We start from the raw sequence: 19,619 nt of genomic DNA on the forward strand, positions 1-19,619 counted from the left end.
CCCTCATGGAGAGTGACCCCATGGCCGACGTGATCACCACCGATCTCGTACGCCTCGACGCCGCGTACGGCGCCGACAAGCTCGACGTCATCCGCGCCCTCGCCCAGGTCGTCGGCGACGCCGGCCGCACGAGCGACGTGGAGCAGCTGACCGCCGACGCCCACGCCCGCGAGGCCACCTCGCCCACCGGGCTCAAGGACGGCATCGCGATCCCCCACTGCCGCACCACCGCCGTGAGCGAGCCCACGCTGGTCTTCGCCCGGCTCTCCCCGCCGGTCGACTTCGGCGCGAAGGACGGCGGCGCCGACATCTGCTTCCTCATCGCGGCACCCGAGGGTGGCGGCAACGCCCACCTCCAGCTGCTGACCAAGCTGGCCCGCTCGCTGGTCAAGCCCGAGTTCCGGGCCGCCCTGCGCGAGGCCTCCACCCCCGACGAGGTCGTCGCCACCGTCATGGCCGTCGTGGAGCCGGAGCGGCAGCCCGCCGGCGCGGCGCCCGCCGCCGGTGCCGCGAGCCTCGACAAGGGTGCGTCGTCCGCCTCGGGCACGCCGGCCACCGGTCGCCGCCTCGTCGCCGTCACCGCCTGCCCGACCGGCATCGCCCACACGTACATGGCCGCCGAGGCCCTCGAGGCCGCCGCCGCCAAGGCCGGCGTCACCATCGACGTCGAGACCCAGGGCTCGGCCGGCTCCACGCCGCTGTCGCCCGACACCATCGCGAAGGCCGACGCCGTGATCTTCGCCGTCGACGTGGGGGTCCGCGACCGCGGCCGGTTCGCCGGCAAGCCGCTGCTGTCCTCCGGGGTCAAGGGCCCGATCGACGACGGCGACGGCATGATCGCCAAGGCCCTGCGCCTCGCGGACGACCCGAACGCCCCCCGCGTCGAGGGCTCCGGCTCCGACGCCGCCGAGTCCAAGGGCTCGGAGTCGTTCGGCGGGTCCGTGCGTCGCGTGCTGATGACCGGCGTGTCGTACATGATCCCGTTCGTCGCCGCCGGCGGCCTGCTCATCGCCCTCGGCTTCCTGCTCGCGGGCTACGAGATCGCCCTCGGGTACGCCGACGGCCGCCCGAGCAGCGTCGCGCAGGACATCGTGCTCAACTCCAGCTTCGCGAACCTGCCGAACCTGGCCGACTACGAGCTGGCGAACAACGCCGCGTTCACCCACGGCGCGCTCCTGACGTACGTCGGGGCGCTCCTGTTCGTCCTCGGCGGCGCGGCCTTCGGGTTCCTCGTCCCCGCGCTCGCGGGCTACATCGCCTACGCCATCGCCGACCGCCCGGGCATCGCGCCCGGCTTCGTCATGGGCGCCGTCGCCGGCCTCACCGGCACCGGCTTCATCGGCGGCATCATCGGCGGTGTCCTCGCCGGCCTCGTGGCCGCCTGGATCTCCCGCTGGAAGGTCCCGGCCTGGGCCCGCGGCCTCATGCCCGTGCTCGTGATCCCGCTGCTCGCCACGCTGATCACCGGCCTCATCGTCATCGTCGTCCTCGGCCGCCCGCTCACCGCCCTCACCGGCGCCCTGACCGACGGGCTCAACAGCCTCGGCGACAACCCCGGCCTCGCGATCCTGCTCGGCGTCGTGCTCGGCCTGATGATGGCCTTCGACATGGGCGGCCCGCTCAACAAGACGGCGTACGCGTTCGCCACCGCCGGCCTCGGCGCCGCCGCCACCGCCACCGGGGACGCCCCGGAGCTGAAGGTCATGGCCGCCGTCATGCTCGCCGGCATGGTGCCCCCGCTGGCGCTCGCGCTGGCCACCGTCGTCCGGCCGAAGCTGTTCACCGTGCAGGAGAAGGAGAACGGCAAGGCCGCCTGGGCGATGGGCGCCAGCTTCATCACCGAGGGCGCGATCCCGTTCGCCGCGGCCGACCCGCTGCGCGTCATCCCCGCGATCATGCTGGGCTCCGCCGTCACCGGCGGGCTCTCGCAGGCCCTCGACGTCACCCTGCGGGCCCCGCACGGCGGCATCTTCGTGCTGTTCGCGGTCGGCAACATCACCGGCTTCATCATCGCCCTCGTCGCCGGCACCCTGGTCGCCGCCGCCGCGGTCGTGGGCCTCAAGTCGATGGCCAGCAAGCCGGTCGTCGCGCCGGTCGCCTGAGACCGCCCGCGTCGGTCGCTAGGTTCTACGCACCACCGTCACGAGGAGGAGCACCACATGCCCACCAAGTCCGTCGTCGTCGGCTCCGCCGTCGGCCTGCACGCCCGCCCCGCCGCGATCATCTCCGAGGCCGCGGGTGACCTCGACTCCGAGGTCCTCATCGGCCTGCCCGGCGACGAGCCGGTGGACGCCGGGTCCTCGCTGATGATCATGACCCTCGGCGCCGGCAACGGCGACACGGTCGAGGTCTCCGGCGACGACCAGGCCGACGTCGACGCCATCGCCGCCCTGGTCGAGAAGGACCTCGACGCCGAGTAGCACCACCGAGCAGCACCACCGAGCCGGCCGGAACCGGCACCCGTACGACCTCGAGTCGGCGGATCTGCGCCCACGGGGTGCGCAGATCTGCCGACTCGAGCCGTTTCCGGCGTGCACTTCTGCCGACTCGGCGTCAGGCGGGGGCGAAGACGGTGACGGCGCGGGCGGTGCCGTCGTCGCGGCCGGCGTACAGCGCGAGGAACTCACCGGAGGCGTCGTCGAGGACGGCGACGGGCCCGTCGTCGGCCCAGGTGCGGGCGATCGCCCGGCCGTGGCGGACGTCGGTCACGCCCTCGGGGTCGAGCCGGACCACCGGGAAGCAGCGGGCGACGGTCTCCTCCATCGTGAGGAGCCGGTCCGCAGTGACGTCGTCGAGCGCGGCGGCGTCGTCGAGGGTGAAGGGGCCGACCTCGGTACGACGCAGCGCGACCAGGTGCCCGCCCACGCCGAGGGCCGCCCCGGCGTCGCGGGCGATCGCGCGGACGTAGGTCCCCGACGAGCAGCGCACGGTGAGGGCGACCTCGGGCAGGTCCACGTCGGTGACGTCGAGCGCGTCGATCCGCACCCTCCGGGGCGGGAGCACGACCGTCTCGCCGTCACGGACGCGGGCGTACGCCCGCTTGCCGTCGACCTTGACCGCGGAGACCGCCGAGGGCACCTGGTCGAGCTCGCCGACCATCGCCCCCAGCGCGTGACGCACCGCGTCACCGGTCAGGCCGGACACGTCCGCCGGGTCACCGAGCGGCTCGCCCTCGGCGTCGTCGGTGGTGGTGGCGACGCCGAAGCGCGCGCGGGCGTCGTACGCCTTGGTCGTGAGCGTCAACTGGCCCAGCAGCTTGGTGGCGCGGCCGACGCCGAGGACGAGCACGCCGGTGGCCATCGGGTCCAACGTCCCCGCGTGACCGACCTTCCGGGTGCCCAGGGCCCGCCGGGCCCGCGACACGACGTCGTGGGACGTCATGCCGCCGGGCTTGTCGACCACCAGGATCCCGGTGGGGTCGCTCACGGCGCGCCGGGCTCCCCGCGGGACTCCTCGGGGGCCGGCTCCCCGCCGGGCTCCTCGTCGGGCTCCTCGTCGTCGCCGTCCTCGCGGGGCTTCTTGTACGGGTCCGGCTCCCCCGCGTACGACGCGCCCTGCGAGCGCTGGGCGGCCTCGGCGTCGGCCTCGGCCACCCGCGACAGCAGGTCGTCGATCGCGCGGGCGCTCTCCGGCAGCGCGTCCTGGACGAACTCCAGGGACGGCACGTGGCGGATGCCCAGCTGCTTGCCGACCTCGCTGCGCAGCAGGCCCTTCGCGGACTCCAGCGCGGCGGCGGTGGCGGCCAGGTCGTCGGCGGCGGAGCCCTGGCTCAGCACCGTGTAGAAGATCGTGGCGTGCTGCGTGTCGCCGGTGACGCGGACGTCGGTCAGGGTCACGAACCCCAGGCGGGGGTCCTTGATCCGCCGCTCCAGCATCTCGGCGACGACGACCTTGATCCGGTCGGCGATGCGCCGGGCCCGGGGACTGCTCATGGTGCTCTCCTCCGTGACTTCGACGTCACTGTGACGTGAGACGACCCGGTGGGCCAGGTCGGGACCTGGCCCACCGGGTGTCGGTGCTCCTCGAGACTGCTTCTCGAGCGGCGCCTACGCGCGCGGGATCTCCCGCATCTCGAACGCCTCGACGACGTCCTCGATCCGGATGTCCTGGTAGTTGCGCAGGACCAGACCGCACTCGAAGCCCTCGCGGACCTCGGACGCGTCGTCCTTCTCGCGGCGCAGCGAGGCGAGGTCGAGGTTGTCGGCCACGACGGCACCGTCGCGCAGCAGACGCACCTTGGCGTTGCGACGCAGGACGCCGTCGGTGACCATGCAGCCCGCGATGTTGCCGAGCTTGGACGAGCGGAAGATCTCGCGGATCTGCGCCTGCCCGAGCCTGATCTCCTCGTACACCGGCTTCAGCAGGCCCTTGAGGGCCGCCTCGATCTCCTCGATGGCCTGGTAGATGACCGAGTAGTACCGGATCTCCACGCCCTCGCGGTCGGCCATCTCGGACGCCTTGCCCTGCGGGCGGACGTTGAACCCGATGATGATCGCGTCGGAGGCCGCGGCCAGGTCGACGTTGGTCTCGGTGATCGCACCGACACCGCGGTCGATGACCCGGATGCTGACCTCGTCGCCGACGTCGATCTTCGCCAGCGAGTCCTCGAGGGCCTCCACCGAGCCGGACACGTCGCCCTTCAGGATCAGGTTGAGCTCCTGGCGCTCGGCACCCTTCTCCATCGAGGCCATGAAGTCCTCGAGGGTCCGGCGCACGCGACGCTTGGCCTGCATGGCGGCGCGCTCGCGCGACTCCCGCTTCTCGGCGATCTGGCGGGCGATCCGGTCGTCCTCGACGACCAGGAAGTTCTGGCCCGCTCCCGGCACCGCCGAGAGACCCAGCACCATGACGGGGCGCGACGGGTCGGCCTCCTCCACGGTGTCGCCGTGCTCGTCGAGCATCGCGCGGACACGGCCGTGGGCCGGTCCGGCGACGATCGAGTCGCCGACGCGCAGAGTGCCGCGCTGGACCAGGATCGTGGCCACCGGGCCGCGACCGCGGTCCAGGTGGGCCTCCACGATCAGGCCCTGGGCGTCCTGCTCGGGGTTGGCCCGCAGGTCCAGCGACGCGTCGGTCGTCAGGACGATGGCCTCGAGCAGCGCGTCGAGGTTCAGCATCTCGCGCGCCGAGACGTCGACGAACATGGTGTCGCCGCCGTACTCCTCGGGGACCAGGCCGTACTCGGTGAGCTGGCCGCGGACCTTGGTCGGGTCGGCGTCGGGCCGGTCGATCTTGTTGACCGCGACGACGACCGGCACCTCGGCGGCGAGGGCGTGGTTGAGCGCCTCCACCGTCTGCGGCATCACGCCGTCGTCGGCCGCGACCACCAGGACCGCGATGTCCGAGGACTTCGAGCCTCGGGCACGCATGGCCGTGAACGCCTCGTGACCGGGGGTGTCGATGAAGGTGATGCGACGCTCGTCGCCGTCGACCTCCGTCGCCACCTGGTAGGCCCCGATGTGCTGGGTGATCCCACCGGCCTCCTTGTCGACCACGTTGGCGCTGCGGAGCGCGTCCAGCAGCTTGGTCTTGCCGTGGTCGACGTGGCCCATGACGGTCACGACCGGCGGACGGGCGACCATCAGCTCCGCGGCGCCCTCGTCCTCGCCGAACTCGAGGTCGAACGACTCGAGCAGCGCCCGGTCCTCGTCCTCGGGCGAGACGACCTCGACGACGTAGTTGAGCTCCTCGCCGAGCAGCTCGAGGGTGGCGTCGTTGACCGACTCGGTCGACGTCACCATCTCGCCCAGGTGGAACAGCATCTGCACCAGGGCTGCGGCGTCGACGCCGATCTTCTCGGCGAAGTCGGTCAGGGACGAGCCGCGCGCCAGGCGCACGGTCTCGCCGTCACCCTTGCGGACCCGCATGCCGCCGATGGTCGGGGCCTGCATGGCCTCGAACTCCTGACGACGTGCCCGCTTCGACTTGCGACCACGACGCGACGGACCACCGGGACGCCCGAAGGCACCCTGGGTCTGACCGCGCTGACCCGGACGACCGCGGCCGGGACCGCCGCCGGGACGGCCGGCGAAGCCACCACCGGGAGGACCACCGGGACCACCGCGACCGGGTGCGCCGGGACGGCCACCGGGGCCACCGGGGCCACCGCGACCGGGGGCACCACCGGGGCCGCCGCGGCCGGCGGGGCCGCCACGACCGGCACCGAAGGTGGCCGGGGACTTCGGCATCATCGCCGGGTTGGGGCGAGGCATGCCGGGACGGCCCGCCGGGGCTCCACCCTCGCGGGCGGCCGGGGGACGCGGCGGACGCTGCGCGTCACCGGGGGCGGCCGGGGCTGCGCCCGCACCCTCCCGCGGCGGCGCGGGGCGACGGCCCATGCCCTGGTTGGAGCTGAACGGGTTGTTGCCCGGACGCGGCGTGCCGGCCGGCTTGCCGACCGGGCGGGGTGCCGGGGCCTTCGGGGCGGGCGCACGCGGCGTCGGGGACGGCGTGCCGCCCGTGCCGGCCGTGTCGGCCTTGGCGGCCGGCGCCTCGGGGGCCGCCGCGGCGGGAGCAGCGGGGACCTCGGGGGCCGCGGCCGGGGCGGGCGCCTCGGCAGCGGGCTGCGCGGGGGCGACCGGGTCGGGCACCACCGGGGCGGGCTCGGGCTCGGCCGGCGCCTGGCGCGGGCCGGGGCGAGGACCGGGGCGGGGTCCGCCGCCGGGTCGGGCCGGCGCGGCGGTGCCGCCACCGGACGCAGGGGCGGCCGCCGGCGCGGACTCGCCGCCGCCGGAGGACTTCAGCTCCTCGCCGTACTGCTTCTTGAACCGCATCTCGACGGGCGGTTCCACGGTGGAGGACGCCGACTTGACGAACTCCCCCATCTCCTTGAGCTTCTCGAGAACGAACCTGCTCTCGACGCCGTACTCCTTGGCGAGCTCGTGAACTCGGGTCTTGGCCACGTTTCTCCTTCTGGCCCGAGACCCGGTGGAGCCGGCGTGCGCCGGCGGGGGGGAGTCGGACCGTTAGTGGTGGTGCAAACTCATCGTGAGGTACTCATCGAGTGCTCATGAGCTGCTGCTCCAGCTTCTGTCGGTCGGTGTGTCGGTCGGTTCCAGCAGTCGTTCCACGCCCTCGGTGGCCAGGGGGCCGGGCACCCGCAACGCGCGCGGGAACGCCTTCCTCCTGATCGCGAGGTCGTAGCACGATCGGTCGAGGTGCACGTGTGCCCCCCGTCCGGTCGCCGTGCGACCCGGGTCCGGCACGACGGCCTGGTGGCCCTGCGCATCGGTCCCGACGGTCACCCGCAACAACTCGCCGGCGGCGGCCCGTCCACGACATCCCACGCACGTGCGCACAGGGGAAGTCCGGGAGAGTGCCACCGTGTGACAACACTACCCCTCGTCGCCACCTGCCGCCGAACCGGACGGGCCTCGGAGCGGCGTTCCGGGCCTATCCTCCCGGCATGGACCCGCCACGGCGTGTCGAGGACTTCGGCGGAGGGCGGCTGGACCGCACCGTCTGGGTCCCGCACTACCTGCCCGCGTGGTCCTCCGCGGCCGCCACCGCCGCGGCGTTCCGCCTCGACGGGGGTCGTCTGGACCTCGAGGTGCCCCTCGACCACCCGCTGTGGTGCCCCGACCGCCACGCCGAGCCGCTCCGGGTCTCCGGGCTGCAGAGCGGGTCGTGGTCGGGCCCGGTGGGCTCGTCCCTCGGCCAGCAGCGGTTCGCGGACGGCCTGACGGTGCGCGAGGAGCAGCCCCGGCACGAGGGGTGGCTGCCGCGGTCCGGCGAGGTGTCGATGCGCGCGGAGATGCACCTGTCGCCCCGGTCGATGGCCGCGCTCTGGCTCGCGGGCTTCGAGGACGACCCGGGCCAGCGACAGTGCGGGGAGATCTGCGTGGCCGAGGTCTTCGGCCGCTCCGTCGTCGGCGGCCCGGACCACCCGGCGGAGCCCTCCGCGGAGGTCGGGGTGGGGATCAAGCCCTTCCGCGACCCGGACCTGGCCGACGACTTCGCGGCGGTCCGGCTGCCGCTCGACGTCGCCCGGCCCCACGACTACGCCGTCGACTGGGACGCCGGGGAGGCGGCGTTCAGCGTGGACGGCCGGGTGGTCCGCCGCTGCGCCGCGCCGCCGACGTACCCGATGCAGCTGGTGCTGGCCGTCTTCGACTTCCCGGACTGGCCGGGTCCGGACGACCACGTCCCGCGGATGGTGGTCCACGAGGTCACCGCGACCGTCTGAGCCGGGGCTCAGGCCCCCGCGGCGTCGCCGTCCGCGGCGTCGCCGTCCGCGGCGTCGCCGTCCTCGGCGGGCGCCTCGTCGGAGCGGATGTCGATGCGCCACCCGGTGAGCCGGGCGGCGAGGCGGGCGTTCTGGCCCTCCTTGCCGATGGCCAGCGAGAGCTGGAAGTCCGGGACGACCACCCGGGCGGCGCGCGCCTCGGCCGAGACCACCGTCACCGACGTCACCCGGGCCGGGGACAGCGCGTGGGCGACCATCCGCGCCGGGTCGTCGGAGTGGTCGACGATGTCGATCTTCTCGCCGTTGAGCTCGGCCATCACGTTGCGCACCCGCTGGCCCATGGGGCCGATGCAGGAGCCCTTCGGGTTGACGCCCGGCACCGAGGTGCGCACCGCCATCTTCGTGCGGTGGCCGGCCTCGCGGGCGATGGCGACGATCTCGACGGTGCCGTCGGCGATCTCCGGCACCTCGAGCGCGAACAGCTTGCGGACCAGGTTGGGGTGCGAGCGCGACAGGGTGACCTGCGGCCCCCGCATCCCGCGCCGCACCGAGACCACCAGGGCCTTGATGCGGGTGCCGTGGGTGTACCGCTCGCCGGGGACCCGCTCGCCCGGGGGCAGCATGGCCTCGAGCCGGCCGAGGTCGACGAGCACGTCGTCGGGGTTGCGGCCCTGCTGGATCACCCCGGACAGGATGTCGCCCTCCTTGCCGGAGAACTCCCCGAAGCGGACGTCGTCCTCGGCGTCGCGCAGCTTCTGCAGCATCATCTGCTTCGCGGTGGTCGCGGCGATCCGGCCGAAGCCCGCGGGGGTGTCGTCGAACTCGCCGACCTTCTCGCCCTCGTCGTCGAGCTCGGCGGCCATCACGGCCACGCGTCCGCTCTTGCGGTCCAGCTCGACGCGGGCCTGCTCGTGGGCGCCCGGGGTCCGCTGGTAGGCCGTGAGCAGGGCCTGCTCGATCGCCTCGACGAGGACGTCGAAGGAGATCTCCTTCTCGCGCTCCAGCATCCTCAGGATGCTCAGGTCGATGTCCATCAGTCGTCCTCCTCGGCGCTCGCGGGCGCTGCGTCCTTGCGGTTGAACTCGACCTGCACGACGGCGCGGGCGACGTCGGCGTAGGCGACCTCGCGGGTCTCGCCTCCCACGTCCAGCGTCGCGGCGCCGTCCGCCTCGTCGGCGGCCGCGGTGACGCGACCGGTGAACGGCTCGCCCTCGGTCGGGGTGACACGGACGAGACGGTCGGTGTTGCGGCGCCAGTGGCGCGGCAGCTCCAGGGGCCGGTCGACGCCGCGGGAGGTCACCTCGAGGGTGTACGCCCGCTCCCCCATCACGTCGGACTCGTCGAGCACCCGGGATATCTCGCGGGTGGCGTCGGCGACGTCGTCCATGGTGACGCCGCCGTCCTTGTCGACCGCGACCCGCAGCAGCCGCTTCGCGCCCGCCGGGGCGAGGTCGAGGGCCTCCAGGTCCATGCCCAGCGCGGAGACGGGGCCCGTGAGGACCTCACCGATCCGCCGGGTCATGGCGTCGTCCTTTGCCTGCTGCACGGCTACGCCGACCTCCTTCTGCTGTTGTGCCTGCTGGTCCTGCCGTCACGCCGGAACGTCTCTCGGGGCCCGGCCTCGGCGGACCCACCACTGTAACGGTGACCTACCCTCGTGCGGTGCCCGACCGTCAGCCCCCCGGACCGGCCCACGGCCTGCCCCGCCGTGCCGTGCTCGGCGTCGCGGGCGGACTGCTGGGCCTCGCGGTGGCCGGGCTCACGGGGTGCGGCGTGCGGGGCTCGGGCGCGGGCTCGGGTGCGGGCCCTGCCACCGACACCGTCCCCGGCGACGACGACGTCCTGGGCGACGCGCTGGCGCTCACGGAGGACCTGGCCGCCCGGGTCCGCGCCACGGTGCGCCGTCACCCCGGCCTGCGGTCCGACCTCGGGGCGCTGCGCGACCTGCACGCCGCCCACGACGCCGAGCTGCGACCCGAGGACACGCCGAGCGGCCCGAGCGGACCGGGCGACGCCGAGGAGGTCCCGGCCCGGCCGCCCCGCGCCCGCGCCGCCGTCCTCGCCGCCGAGCGGGAGGCCGTCCTCGCGTACGCCGACCTCGCCGCCGCGTCCGAGTCCGGACGGCTCGCCCGGCTCCTCGCGTCGGTCGCCGCGGGGCTGGCCCAGCGGCTGACGGTCCTCGACCCCACCGGCGACGCCGTGCTGCCTCGGCCGGCCGGTGTGCCGGTGTCGGCCCCGGGACTCCCGGCGGACGCCGTGGAGGCGCTGCAGCTCGCCCTCGGCGCGGAGCACGCCGCGGTCTTCACGCTCGCGGTCGTCGGCGCACGGACGTCGTCCTCGGCCAGCCCCGACCTCTACGCCGACGTCGACGGGGCCTACGGGGTGCACCTCGCCCGCCGCGACGCCCTGACCGACGCGCTGCGCGCGGCCGGCGAGGAGCCCGTGGCGGCCGCGCCGTCGTACGAGCTGCCCGCGGTGGGCGCCTCCGGCGACGAGTCCGGCGCCCGTGACGCCGCCCGCGGGGTGGAGGACGGCTGTGCGACGACGTACGCCTACCTCGTCGCGGGCACGACCGGCGAGGTCCGCACGTGGGCGGTGCGGGCGCTGGTCGACGCGTCGCTCGTGCGCCTCGGGCTCGGCGGCGAGCCGCAGGACCTGCCGGGGCTCTGAGACCGCCGGGTCCGGCCGGTCCGGCGAACCGACGGCCGACGGGCCGGAAGAGAGGCGGCCCGCCCGCTGCGAGGAAGTCCCGAGATCATCCTCGCTGCGGGCGGGCCGTCGTGCCGGGGCCGGTCAACTCGGCGCCCGGCAGGGTCGTCGCCTGCAGAGGGCGACACCCTGATTCTTCTGTGGGGGGTACGAGGTCTGGCGCCCGAGCGCCTCACCTCGTTGCACAAGCATGCAACGCGGGACGGCCTCCGCGCGACCCCTGTGAACTGCATAAGTGTGCAGTGCACGAAGTCGCAGGAACGAACCTCAGCCCTCGGCGCGCACGACCTCGACCACGCGGTCGACGACGGCGTCGGTCGGCAGGTCCTCCCTCTCGCCGGTGCGCCGGTCCCGCACCTCCACGACGCCGTCCGCGAGCCCCTTGCCGACCACGACGAGGGTCGGGACGCCGAGGAGCTCGGCGTCCTTGAACTTCACGCCGGGGCTGACCTTGGGCCGGTCGTCGTACATGACCTCGACGCCGCGGGCCTCGAGCTCGGTGGCGATCGCGTCGGCGGCCTCGAAGACCGCGGCGTCCTTCCCGGTGGCGACGAGGTGGACGTCGGCGGGGGCGACCTCGCGCGGCCAGCACAGGCCGAGGTCGTCGTGGGTGCCCTCGGCGATGGCGGCGACCGCGCGGGTCACGCCGATGCCGTAGGAGCCCATGGTCACCGTCACGAGCTTGCCGTTCTCGTCGAGCACCCGCAGGTCGAGCGCCTCGGCGAACCATCGGCCCAGCTGGAAGATGTGGCCCATCTCGATGCCGCGGGCGCTCTCCAGCACCCCGTCGTCGCAGGTCGGGCAGGGGTCGCCGTCACGGACCTCGGCGGCCTCGATGGTGCCGTCGGGCGTGAAGTCGCGCCCCGCGACGAGGTCGAGGACGTGGCTGCCGTCGACGTCCGCGCCGGTCACCCACGCCGTGCCGTCGACGACCCGGGGGTCGACGAGATAGCGGATCCCGCTGGCGTTGTCCGCGCCGAGGACGCCGGGGCCGATGTAGCCCTTCACCAGCGCCGGGTGCCTCGCGAGCTCGGCCTCGTCCATGGGCTCGACCTCGATGGGCTCCAGCTGGCCCTCGAGGCGCTTCTGGTCGACCTCGCGGTCGCCGGGCAGGCCCACGGCGAGGGGCTCGCGCGTGCCGTCGGGGTGCTTGAGCACGAGCAGGACGTTCTTGAGGGTGTCCCCCGCCGTCCAGGCCCGGTCGTCGCGCGGGTGCTTCTCGTTGAGGTGGTCGACCAGCGTGGCGATGGTGGGGGTCGCGGGCGTCTGCTCGGCGTGCGCGGCGGGCAGTCCCTCCGTGCTGCGCGGGGGCTCCGGCCGGACCTCGACGGCCTCGACGTTCGCGGCGTAGTCGCAGGTCGTGCAGCGGACGTAGGTGTCCTCGCCCGAGTCCGCGCGGGCCAGGAACTCCTCCGAGCGTGACCCGCCCATCGCCCCCGAGGTGGCCTTGACGATCGCGTAGTCGAAGCCGAGCCGGTCGAAGATCCGGACGTAGGCCTCGCGGTGGGCGGCGTACGAGCGCTCCAGGCCCTCGTGGGAGACGTCGAAGGAGTAGGAGTCCTTCATGATGAACTCGCGGCCGCGCAGCACCCCGGCGCGGGGCCGCGCCTCGTCCCGGTACTTCGTCTGGATCTGGTAGAGCCAGACCGGCAGGTCCTTGTACGAGGAGTACAGGTCCTTCACCGCGAGGGTGAACATCTCCTCGTGGGTGGGGCCGAGCAGGTAGTCGCCGCCGCGGCGGTCCTTGAGGCGGAAGATGCCGTCGCCGTACGTCGTCCAGCGGTTGCTGGCCTCGTAGGGCTCGCGGGGCAGCAGCGCCGGGAACGACAGCTCCTGGGCGCCGATCGCGTCCATCTCCTCGCGCACGATCCCCTCGACCTTGCGCAGCACCCGCAGCCCCAGCGGCAGCCAGGTGTAGATCCCCGGGGCCGTCCGGCGCACGTAGCCGGCGCGGACCAGCAGCCGGTGGCTCGGCACCTCCGCGTCGACGGGGTCCTCGCGCAGGGTGCGGACGAAGAGCCGGGAGAGTCTGAGGATCATGCGTCGAAGGCTAGTCGTGGGCCGTGGACGGGCTCGAACCGGTTTCCGTCCCGGCCGAGTCGGCCCGAACGCACGTCCACGCACCGCCGAGTCGGCCCGAACGCACGCCCACGCACCACCGAGTCGGCCCGAACGCACGTGGTGGGACGCCGACTTCCCTCTGACCGGGTCCCGACCCGCGGTCGCGCCCTCGTTCCTCGGCCGCGGTGGGTCAGAACATCAGTGTCGAGAACGTCGCGGTCTGGCGGAAGCCGCAGGCCTCGTACGCCCGGCGGGCGGGCTCGTTCCACTCGTTGACGTACAGCGACAGCGAGGGCGCCAGCTCGGGCACGACCAGCCGCGCGACGGCGGCCATGCCGCGGGTCGCGAGGCCCTCGCCGCGGCGGTCGGGGGGCACCCAGACCCCCTGGATCTGGGCGGCGGCCGGGCTGACGCAGGCGACCTCGGCCTTGAAGACCACGCGGTCGTCCTCGAAGCGGGCGAACGACCACCCCCGGCTGACGAGCTGGGTCACCCGCGCCCGGTAGAGCGCGGACGAGCCGCCGCGCTCGGGCGAGACGCCGACCTCCTCGGAGTACATCGCCACGCACGCGGGGTAGAGCGTCTCGAGGTCGGCCTTCGTGGTGACCCGCACCTCGGGGTCGGGCTCCACCAGCGGCTCGCCGATCAGCTCGAGGTGCGGCTGGTCCCACCGCTCGTCGCGGGGTGCCTCCCAGGTGGCGGCCGCGACGTCCCAGAACGCCCGGACGGCGGCCTGCGGACCCACCAGGGTGGACACCGAGCGGGGACGTCGTACCGCGCGCTCCGCGAAGGCCCGGGCGTCGTCCGCCGACGCCTGGATCGGCACGAGGTTGGCGCCGAGGTGGCAGGCCGCGGTGAGGCGGCCCCCGTCGTACCGGCCCCACACCTCGCCGCCGAGCCAGCGGGGGTCGAGGCGGGTGGTGCGGGCGCGGTAGTCCGCGAAGCAGTTGACCACCGGGTCGAGGGCGGTCAGCACGAGGAAGTCCTCGAGGTCCTCGGACCCCAGGACGTGCAGTCCCTCCCGCATCGCGAGCACGGCGCGAGCCTAGCCCCGGCGTCCCGTGGCCGTCGGTCGGCTCAGGACACCGAGACCGTGGGCTCGCCCGACTCGGCGTCGAGGCCCATCTCGTCGGCCAGGCGCATGGCCTCCTCGATGAGGGTCTCGACGATCTGCGACTCCGGGACGGTCTTGATGACCTCGCCCTTGACGAAGATCTGGCCCTTGCCGTTGCCGGACGCGACGCCGAGGTCGGCCTCGCGGGCCTCCCCCGGGCCGTTGACGACGCAGCCCATGACGGCCACCCGCAGCGGGACCTCGAGCCCGTCGAGGCCGGCGGTGACCTCCTCGGCGAGCGTGTAGACGTCGACCTGGGCGCGACCGCAGGACGGGCAGGACACGATCTCGAGGCGGCGGGGCTTGAGGTTGAGGCTCTCCAGGATCTGGATGCCGACCTTGACCTCCTCGACCGGCGGCGCGGACAGCGAGACCCGGATGGTGTCGCCGATGCCCTGGCTGAGCAGGTGGCCGAAGGCGACGGACGACTTGATGGTGCCCTGGAACGCGGGACCGGCCTCGGTGACGCCGAGGTGCAGCGGCCAGTCGCCGGCCTCGGCGAGCAGCTCGTAGGCGCGGACCATCACGACCGGGTCGTTGTGCTTGACGGAGATCTTGAAGTCGCGGAAGCCGTGCTCCTCGAACAGCGACGCCTCCCAGATGGCCGACTCGACGAGCGCCTCCGGGGTGGCCCGGCCGTACTTGTCCATGATCCGCTTGTCGAGCGAGCCCGCGTTGACGCCGATCCGGATCGACGTGCCGTGGTCCTTGGCCGCGGCCGCGATCTCCTTGACCTGGTCGTCGAACTTGCGGATGTTGCCCGGGTTCACCCGGACGGCGGCGCAGCCGGCCTCGATCGCCGCGAAGACGTAGCGCGGCTGGAAGTGGATGTCGGCGATGACGGGGATCTGCGACTTGGTCGCGATCGCGGGCAGCGCGTCGGCGTCGTCCTGACTCGGGCAGGCGACACGGACGATGTCGCAGCCGGCGGTGGTCAGCTCCGCGATCTGCTGCAGGGTGGCGTTGACGTCGCTGGTCAGGGTCGTCGTCATCGACTGCACCGAGACCTCCGACTCGCTCCCGACGCCGACCTTGCCGACCTTGATCTGGCGGGTGGGACGCCGCGGGGCCAGCACCGGGGGTGGGGGTGCGGGCATGCCCAGGCTCACGGTGCTCATGGTTCTGAGATTACTCGCCGGGCGTGGGGATCCCCGCCTCGCCGGGGCGCACCGACCCGCCGCCGGCGGGTCGTCGTCCCGGTCAGTCGGGCAGCACGGAGAGGGGCACGACGATGTCGCCGACGATGAGGACGACGCCCATCACCAGCAGCGCGGAGGCGACGACGTACGCGACGGGGAGCATCTTCGCGACGTCGGCGTACCCGGGGTCGGGGCGCCGGCGCAGCCGGGCCACCCCGCGGCGTCCGGCCTCGTACAGCGCGCCCGCGATGTGGCCGCCGTCGAGCGGCAGCAGCGGCACGAGGTTGAGCGCGCCGATGAAGAAGTTGAACCCCGCCACGAGCAGCAGGAGGAACACGAGGCGGTCCAGGCCCGGGATGAGGTCGGTGGACGCGGTCTCGCCGGCGATCCGACCGCCGCCGACGACGCTGATCGGGCTGTCGGGGTCGCGCTCCTCCAAGCCGACGATGGCCTTGCCGACGCCGTACACGCGCACGGGCAGGGTGACCAGCGCCTCGGCGGTCTGCACCGCCATGGTGCCCATCTCGCCGAGGGTGTAGAGCGGGCCGCCGGTCGTGCGGGCGGCCTCGGGGCTCACGCCGAGGAATCCGACCTCGGTGAGCCGCTCCGGGTCGACGTCCGCACCGGTGCCCGGGCGGGCCTGCACGGTGGTGCTCGTCTCCCCCGTCATCTCCTGCCCGTCGCGCACCCAGGTCAGCACGGCCTCGCCGTCGCTGTTGTCACGGATGAGGCCCTGCAGCTCGTCCCAGTCGCTGACCGGGGTGCCGTTGAAGGCGGTGATCTCGTCGCCGGGCCGCAGTCCCGCCTCGGCGGCGGGGGCCTCGGGGTCCCCGGCCGCGCAGGGGCGGTCGGCCTCGTCGTACGGCAGGACGCACGCCGAGACCTCCTCGACCTGCGTGCCGACGGGCTGCACGTCGCTCGGGTTGCCGTACGTCGAGAAGATCCCGAGGAAGATCACGAAGGCGATGACGATGTTGACCATCGGCCCGCCCGCCATCACGACGACCTTCTTCCACCACGCGAGCCGGTAGAAGAGCCGGTCGTGGTCCTCCGGCCCGACCAGCTCCCACTCGGCGGCGCGGGCGTCGGACACGAGCTGTGCGAACAGGCCGGTGTTCGACTTCCGCACCTTGTACGCCGGGCGGCCCTCCTCGTCGTACCCCTGCGGCTCGGCGAGGTCGCCGGCCCCCGGCGGGAGCATGCCGACGATCTTCACGTAGCCGCCGAGCGGGATCGCCTTGACGCCCCACTCGGTCTCGCCGACCTGCTTCGACCACACCGTGGGGCCGAAGCCGATGAAGTACTGCGTGACCTTGCCGCCGAAGGCGCGCGCCGGCACGAGGTGCCCCAGCTCGTGGAGGCCGATCGAGACCAGGATCGCGAGGACGAAGAAGAGGACGCCCGCCGTGTAGAGGAGTAGGGTCACCGGCTCAGCTGTCTCCCTCGTGCGGCGTCGTCAGGCGGGCGGTCGCCTCGGCGCGTGCCCACGTGTCCGCGGCCAGGACGTCGTCGACGGTGAGCCGCGGCGAGGTCGAGCGTACGCCGCCGTCCTGCGCGGAGGTGTGCGCCGCGAGGACGTCGGCCACGACCGCGACGATCCGGGTGAAGGGCAGCCGGCCGTCGAGGAACGCGGCGACGGCGACCTCGTTGGCGGCGTTGTAGACGGCGGGGGCGGTGCCGCCGGCCGCACCGGCACGGCGGGCGAGCACGACCGCGGGGAAGGCCTCGTCGTCGAGCGGCTCGAAGGTCCACGTCGACGCGGTGGTCCAGTCGCAGCCCGGACCGGCGTCGGGCACGCGGTCCGGCCAGCCCATCCCGAGGGCGATGGGGATGAGCATCGACGGGGGCGAGGCCTGGGCTATGGTCGAGCCGTCGACGAACTCGACCATCGAGTGCACGAGCTGCTGCGGGTGCACGACGACGTCGACACGCTCGAGCGGCAGGTCGAACAGCAGCGCCGCCTCGATGACCTCGAGGCCCTTGTTCACCAGGGTGGCCGAGTTGACCGTGATGACCGGACCCATCGCGAAGTTCGGGTGCTTCAGTGCGTCGGCGGGCGTCACGTCGGCGAGGTCGTCGGCGCTGCGACCCCGGAACGGGCCGCCGCTGGCGGTCAGGACCAGGCGGCGGACCTCGGCGCCGGTCCCCGCGCGCAGGGCCTGGGCGACCGCGGAGTGCTCGGAGTCGACGGGCACGATCTGGCCGGGGGCCGCGAGGTCGAGGACGATCGGGCCGCCGATGATCAGCGACTCCTTGTTGGCCAGGGCCAGCGTGCTGCCGGCCTCCAGCGCCGTCAGCGTGGGGCGCAGCCCGGCCGCGCCGGTGATGCCGTTGAGGACGACGTCGCACGGGGTGCCCGCCGCCTCGAGCGCGGCGGCGTCGCCGAGCCCGGCGTACGACGGGGCGAACTCGTCGACCTGCCGCTGGAACTCGTCGGGGCGGGAGCCGCCGGCGGCGAGGCCGACGACGCGGAACCGGTCCGGGTGGGCCCGGCAGAGGTCGAGGGCCTGGGTCCCGATCGACCCGGTGGACCCGAGGATGACGACGTCTCGACGCATCCCGTCATGCTCGCAGGCCGCGCCACGGCCCCGCCGTCACCCCAGCGCGCCGTACGCCGCCGCCTCGAAGTCGAAGTAGCCGCCGACGGACGCCGGGTCGGCGAAGGGGAAGATCTGCGTCGCCCAGAAGCCGCCGATGCCGTGGCGGCGGTCGATCCAGTAGTAGAGGTTGGCCAGTCCGGCCCACGCCAGCGACCCGGCGGGACGACCGGTCGGGGCGTCCTCGTCGTTGATCATGAACGTCAGCGCCCAGGTCTTCGGCATGCCGGGGAAGAACTCGGCGTCGTTCGAGAGCTGCGGGATCACCCCGGGCAGCCCGGTGATGGTCATGTCGCCCTCCAGGTGGTTGCGCGCGGCCATGGCCACGGTCTCGGGGCGCAGCACCTGCGTCCCGTCGGGCGCGGCGCCGTCGTTGAGCCACAGCCGGATGAACTTCATGTAGTCCGGCACCGTCGACCAGAGGCCGTGCCCGCCCATGTGGACCTCGGGCTCGGGCAGCTCGAAGTCGGTGGCGGCCAGCACGCCGTCCTCGCCGCGCTGGTGCATCGTGACCTTCCGGTCCCGCATGCCGCCGTCGAGGGTGAACGAGGTGTCCGTCATCCCCAGCGGGGCGAAGATCCGCTCGGCGAACACCTCACCGAGACGCTGCCCGGTGATGCCCTCGACGACCTGGCCCGCCCAGTCGATGTTCGAGCCGTACTTCCACTGGGTGCCCGGGTCGAAGGTCAGCGGGGTCCGCAGCGCCGCCCGGGAGGCGGTGACGACGCTGGGCTGCCCGTGCTCGGTGGCGAGCCGGGCGTAGTCGTGGTCGAAGAAGTCGTACGCGAACCCGGCGGTGTGGCAGAGCAGCTGACGGGTGGTCGGCGCGCTCGCCGGGGGCCGCAGGCGGGGTGACCCGTCGTCGTCGAAGCCGTCGAGGACCTGCACGTCACCCAGCTCGGGCGCGTACGTCGAGGCCGGGGCGTCCAGGTCGAGCCGGCCCTCCTCGACCAGCTGGAGGCAGGCCGTGCCGGTGATCGCCTTGGTGGTGGAGAAGATCGCGAACACCGAGTCGGCGGTGATCGGCTCGTCGGAGTCCAGGCTGCGGCGACCGACGGCGCCGCCGTACAGGTCGCGCTCGCGGTCGGTCACCATCGCCACCACCCCGGGGACGCCGCCGGAGCCGACGACCCCCTCGAGGACGGCGTCGCAGGCGGTCTTCAGGTCGGGTCGCTGGTCGGTGGTCATGGCGTTCCTCCGTCGCGGGCGGGTGTCCTGCGACGGTAGGCCGGGCCCGCGGCGCGGACCCCCTCCGAACGGAGGGGTCAGCGCAGGTCGACGAGCCGGCCCGCGCCCAGGTCGGCCAGCGCCGCGCCGAGGAACGTGCCGGTCTCGGGCTCGTGGACCTCCCGCTCCCCCACGACGTACGCCGGGCGCCCGGGCAGCGGCTCGGACACCGGGGCGGGGTCCGTGCGACCGGCCCGTAGAGCGGCCGGCAGGGAGAGGTCGCGGGTCTCGACCACCGTCGGAGCCTCACCGGTCACCAGCACGGCCGGCGCGGTGGTCGCCCCCGCCGCGGGCGCCTCGTCGACGAGCAGCAGCGCGGGCGCCTCGGCCGGGCCGTCGAGCACCGGCACCGCCCCGAGCCGCAGCGCGGCGAGCCCGGCGACGAGCCGGGTGCGGGGGTCGGCCACGTCGATCCCGACGACCGAGCCCGGTTCGACACCCAGGCCGCGCATCGCGCCGCCGATCGCGCCGACCTCCTCGAGCAGCCGGGCCACGGTCCAGGTCGCGGAGCCGTCGACCACGGCGGGGACGTCGGCCCGGCCGACGATGACCTGCCGGTCGAGGGCGTCGAAGCAGAGGTTCACGCG

General features: G+C 73.8%; 17 protein-coding genes. 4 read left to right on the forward strand and 13 right to left on the reverse strand.

From position 1 onward, the window contains the following. Positions 1-20 precede the first annotated feature (20 nt). On the forward strand, positions 21-2,102 hold the full coding sequence (locus Q0858_RS19260; RefSeq protein ID WP_299057880.1) for a fructose-specific PTS transporter subunit EIIC: 2,082 nt from the start codon (positions 21-23) through the stop codon (positions 2,100-2,102). 57 nt (positions 2,103-2,159) lie between these two features. After that, a complete protein-coding gene (locus Q0858_RS19265) occupies positions 2,160-2,420 on the forward strand; it encodes an HPr family phosphocarrier protein (protein ID WP_299057882.1) in 261 nt (86 codons plus the stop codon). Between the two features lie 133 nt (positions 2,421-2,553). On the opposite strand, the gene truB is transcribed toward Q0858_RS19265, so the two are convergent. The 4 genes from truB to Q0858_RS19285 form a co-directional block, all read right to left on the reverse strand. After that, positions 2,554-3,426, reverse strand: a complete 873-nt coding sequence (truB, locus tag Q0858_RS19270) for a tRNA pseudouridine(55) synthase TruB (protein WP_299057884.1) — start codon at positions 3,424-3,426, stop codon at positions 2,554-2,556. Further along, positions 3,423-3,932 (reverse strand): 30S ribosome-binding factor RbfA, encoded by a 510-nt coding sequence (gene rbfA / locus Q0858_RS19275; RefSeq protein WP_299057886.1) that lies wholly within the window; start codon positions 3,930-3,932, stop codon positions 3,423-3,425. The genes truB and rbfA overlap by 4 nt, the downstream gene beginning before the upstream one ends. 114 nt (positions 3,933-4,046) lie before the next feature. Next, on the reverse strand, positions 4,047-6,902 hold the full coding sequence (infB, locus tag Q0858_RS19280; RefSeq protein WP_299057888.1) for a translation initiation factor IF-2: 2,856 nt from the start codon (positions 6,900-6,902) through the stop codon (positions 4,047-4,049). 105 nt (positions 6,903-7,007) lie between these two features. Then, positions 7,008-7,322, reverse strand: a complete 315-nt coding sequence (locus Q0858_RS19285) for a YlxR family protein (RefSeq protein ID WP_366916026.1) — start codon at positions 7,320-7,322, stop codon at positions 7,008-7,010. An 83-nt stretch (positions 7,323-7,405) separates the two neighbouring features. Here Q0858_RS19285 and Q0858_RS19290 point away from each other — a divergent pair, with 83 nt between their 5' ends. Beyond that, positions 7,406-8,185 (forward strand): glycoside hydrolase family 16 protein, encoded by a 780-nt coding sequence (locus Q0858_RS19290; protein ID WP_299057890.1) that lies wholly within the window; start codon positions 7,406-7,408, stop codon positions 8,183-8,185. A gap of 8 nt (positions 8,186-8,193) precedes the next feature. Here the strand turns inward: Q0858_RS19290 and nusA are convergent, their stop codons facing one another. Continuing rightward, on the reverse strand, positions 8,194-9,219 hold the full coding sequence (gene nusA, locus Q0858_RS19295) for a transcription termination factor NusA (RefSeq protein WP_299057892.1): 1,026 nt from the start codon (positions 9,217-9,219) through the stop codon (positions 8,194-8,196). Beyond that, positions 9,219-9,707, reverse strand: a complete 489-nt coding sequence (gene rimP, locus Q0858_RS19300) for a ribosome maturation factor RimP (protein ID WP_299057894.1) — start codon at positions 9,705-9,707, stop codon at positions 9,219-9,221. The genes nusA and rimP overlap by 1 nt, the downstream gene beginning before the upstream one ends. Positions 9,708-9,847: 140 nt before the next feature. Here rimP and Q0858_RS19305 point away from each other — a divergent pair, with 140 nt between their 5' ends. Then, positions 9,848-10,855: a DUF4439 domain-containing protein gene (locus Q0858_RS19305; protein ID WP_299057896.1), complete on the forward strand. Its 1,008-nt coding sequence runs from the start codon at positions 9,848-9,850 to the stop codon at positions 10,853-10,855. A 306-nt stretch (positions 10,856-11,161) separates the two neighbouring features. On the opposite strand, the gene Q0858_RS19310 is transcribed toward Q0858_RS19305, so the two are convergent. The 7 genes from Q0858_RS19310 to Q0858_RS19340 all read right to left on the reverse strand — a co-directional run bounded on the left by Q0858_RS19310 (position 11,162) and on the right by Q0858_RS19340 (position 19,616). After that, positions 11,162-12,934 carry a proline--tRNA ligase gene (locus Q0858_RS19310; RefSeq protein WP_299057898.1) on the reverse strand — a complete coding sequence of 591 codons (1,773 nt, stop codon included), beginning with the start codon at positions 12,932-12,934 and terminating at the stop codon, positions 11,162-11,164. A gap of 211 nt (positions 12,935-13,145) precedes the next feature. Continuing rightward, complete coding sequence (locus tag Q0858_RS19315; protein WP_299057976.1) at positions 13,146-13,982, reverse strand: GNAT family N-acetyltransferase; 837 nt, start codon at positions 13,980-13,982, stop codon at positions 13,146-13,148. Between the two features lie 50 nt (positions 13,983-14,032). Further along, entirely contained in the window at positions 14,033-15,187 is a 1,155-nt protein-coding gene (gene ispG / locus Q0858_RS19320) for a flavodoxin-dependent (E)-4-hydroxy-3-methylbut-2-enyl-diphosphate synthase (protein WP_299057900.1), read from the reverse strand. An 82-nt stretch (positions 15,188-15,269) separates the two neighbouring features. Continuing rightward, a complete protein-coding gene (locus tag Q0858_RS19325; protein WP_299057902.1) occupies positions 15,270-16,634 on the reverse strand; it encodes a site-2 protease family protein in 1,365 nt (454 codons plus the stop codon). Between the two features lie 4 nt (positions 16,635-16,638). Then, the gene (locus tag Q0858_RS19330; RefSeq protein ID WP_299057904.1) at positions 16,639-17,766 is read right to left on the reverse strand and encodes a 1-deoxy-D-xylulose-5-phosphate reductoisomerase; all 1,128 of its coding nucleotides are present in this window, start codon (positions 17,764-17,766) and stop codon (positions 16,639-16,641) included. 36 nt (positions 17,767-17,802) lie between these two features. Next, the gene (locus Q0858_RS19335) at positions 17,803-18,993 is read right to left on the reverse strand and encodes a serine hydrolase domain-containing protein (RefSeq protein ID WP_299057906.1); all 1,191 of its coding nucleotides are present in this window, start codon (positions 18,991-18,993) and stop codon (positions 17,803-17,805) included. Positions 18,994-19,070: 77 nt separating this feature from the next. Beyond that, positions 19,071-19,616 (reverse strand): AMP-binding protein, encoded by a 546-nt coding sequence (locus Q0858_RS19340; RefSeq protein WP_299057908.1) that lies wholly within the window; start codon positions 19,614-19,616, stop codon positions 19,071-19,073. Between the last annotated feature and the right edge of the window lie 3 nt (positions 19,617-19,619).

Source organism: uncultured Nocardioides sp. (assembly GCF_947489365.1).
In the GTDB taxonomy this organism is placed as follows: Bacteria; Actinomycetota; Actinomycetes; order Propionibacteriales; family Nocardioidaceae; genus Nocardioides.

Excerpts from the sequence above, each read along its gene's own strand:
- Q0858_RS19260 (WP_299057880.1), top strand. The coding sequence starts at position 21 with ATGGCCGACGTGATCACCACCGATCTCGTACGCCTCGACGCCGCGTAC.
- Q0858_RS19265 (WP_299057882.1), top strand. The coding sequence starts at position 2,160 with ATGCCCACCAAGTCCGTCGTCGTCGGCTCCGCCGTCGGCCTGCACGCC.
- rbfA (WP_299057886.1), bottom strand. The coding sequence starts at position 3,932 with ATGAGCAGTCCCCGGGCCCGGCGCATCGCCGACCGGATCAAGGTCGTC.
- Q0858_RS19290 (WP_299057890.1), top strand. The coding sequence starts at position 7,406 with ATGGACCCGCCACGGCGTGTCGAGGACTTCGGCGGAGGGCGGCTGGAC.
- nusA (WP_299057892.1), bottom strand. The coding sequence starts at position 9,219 with ATGGACATCGACCTGAGCATCCTGAGGATGCTGGAGCGCGAGAAGGAG.
- rimP (WP_299057894.1), bottom strand. The coding sequence starts at position 9,707 with ATGACCCGGCGGATCGGTGAGGTCCTCACGGGCCCCGTCTCCGCGCTG.
- Q0858_RS19310 (WP_299057898.1), bottom strand. The coding sequence starts at position 12,934 with ATGATCCTCAGACTCTCCCGGCTCTTCGTCCGCACCCTGCGCGAGGAC.
- Q0858_RS19315 (WP_299057976.1), bottom strand. The coding sequence starts at position 13,982 with ATGCGGGAGGGACTGCACGTCCTGGGGTCCGAGGACCTCGAGGACTTC.
- ispG (WP_299057900.1), bottom strand. The coding sequence starts at position 15,187 with ATGAGCACCGTGAGCCTGGGCATGCCCGCACCCCCACCCCCGGTGCTG.
- Q0858_RS19330 (WP_299057904.1), bottom strand. The coding sequence starts at position 17,766 with ATGCGTCGAGACGTCGTCATCCTCGGGTCCACCGGGTCGATCGGGACC.
- Q0858_RS19335 (WP_299057906.1), bottom strand. The coding sequence starts at position 18,993 with ATGACCACCGACCAGCGACCCGACCTGAAGACCGCCTGCGACGCCGTC.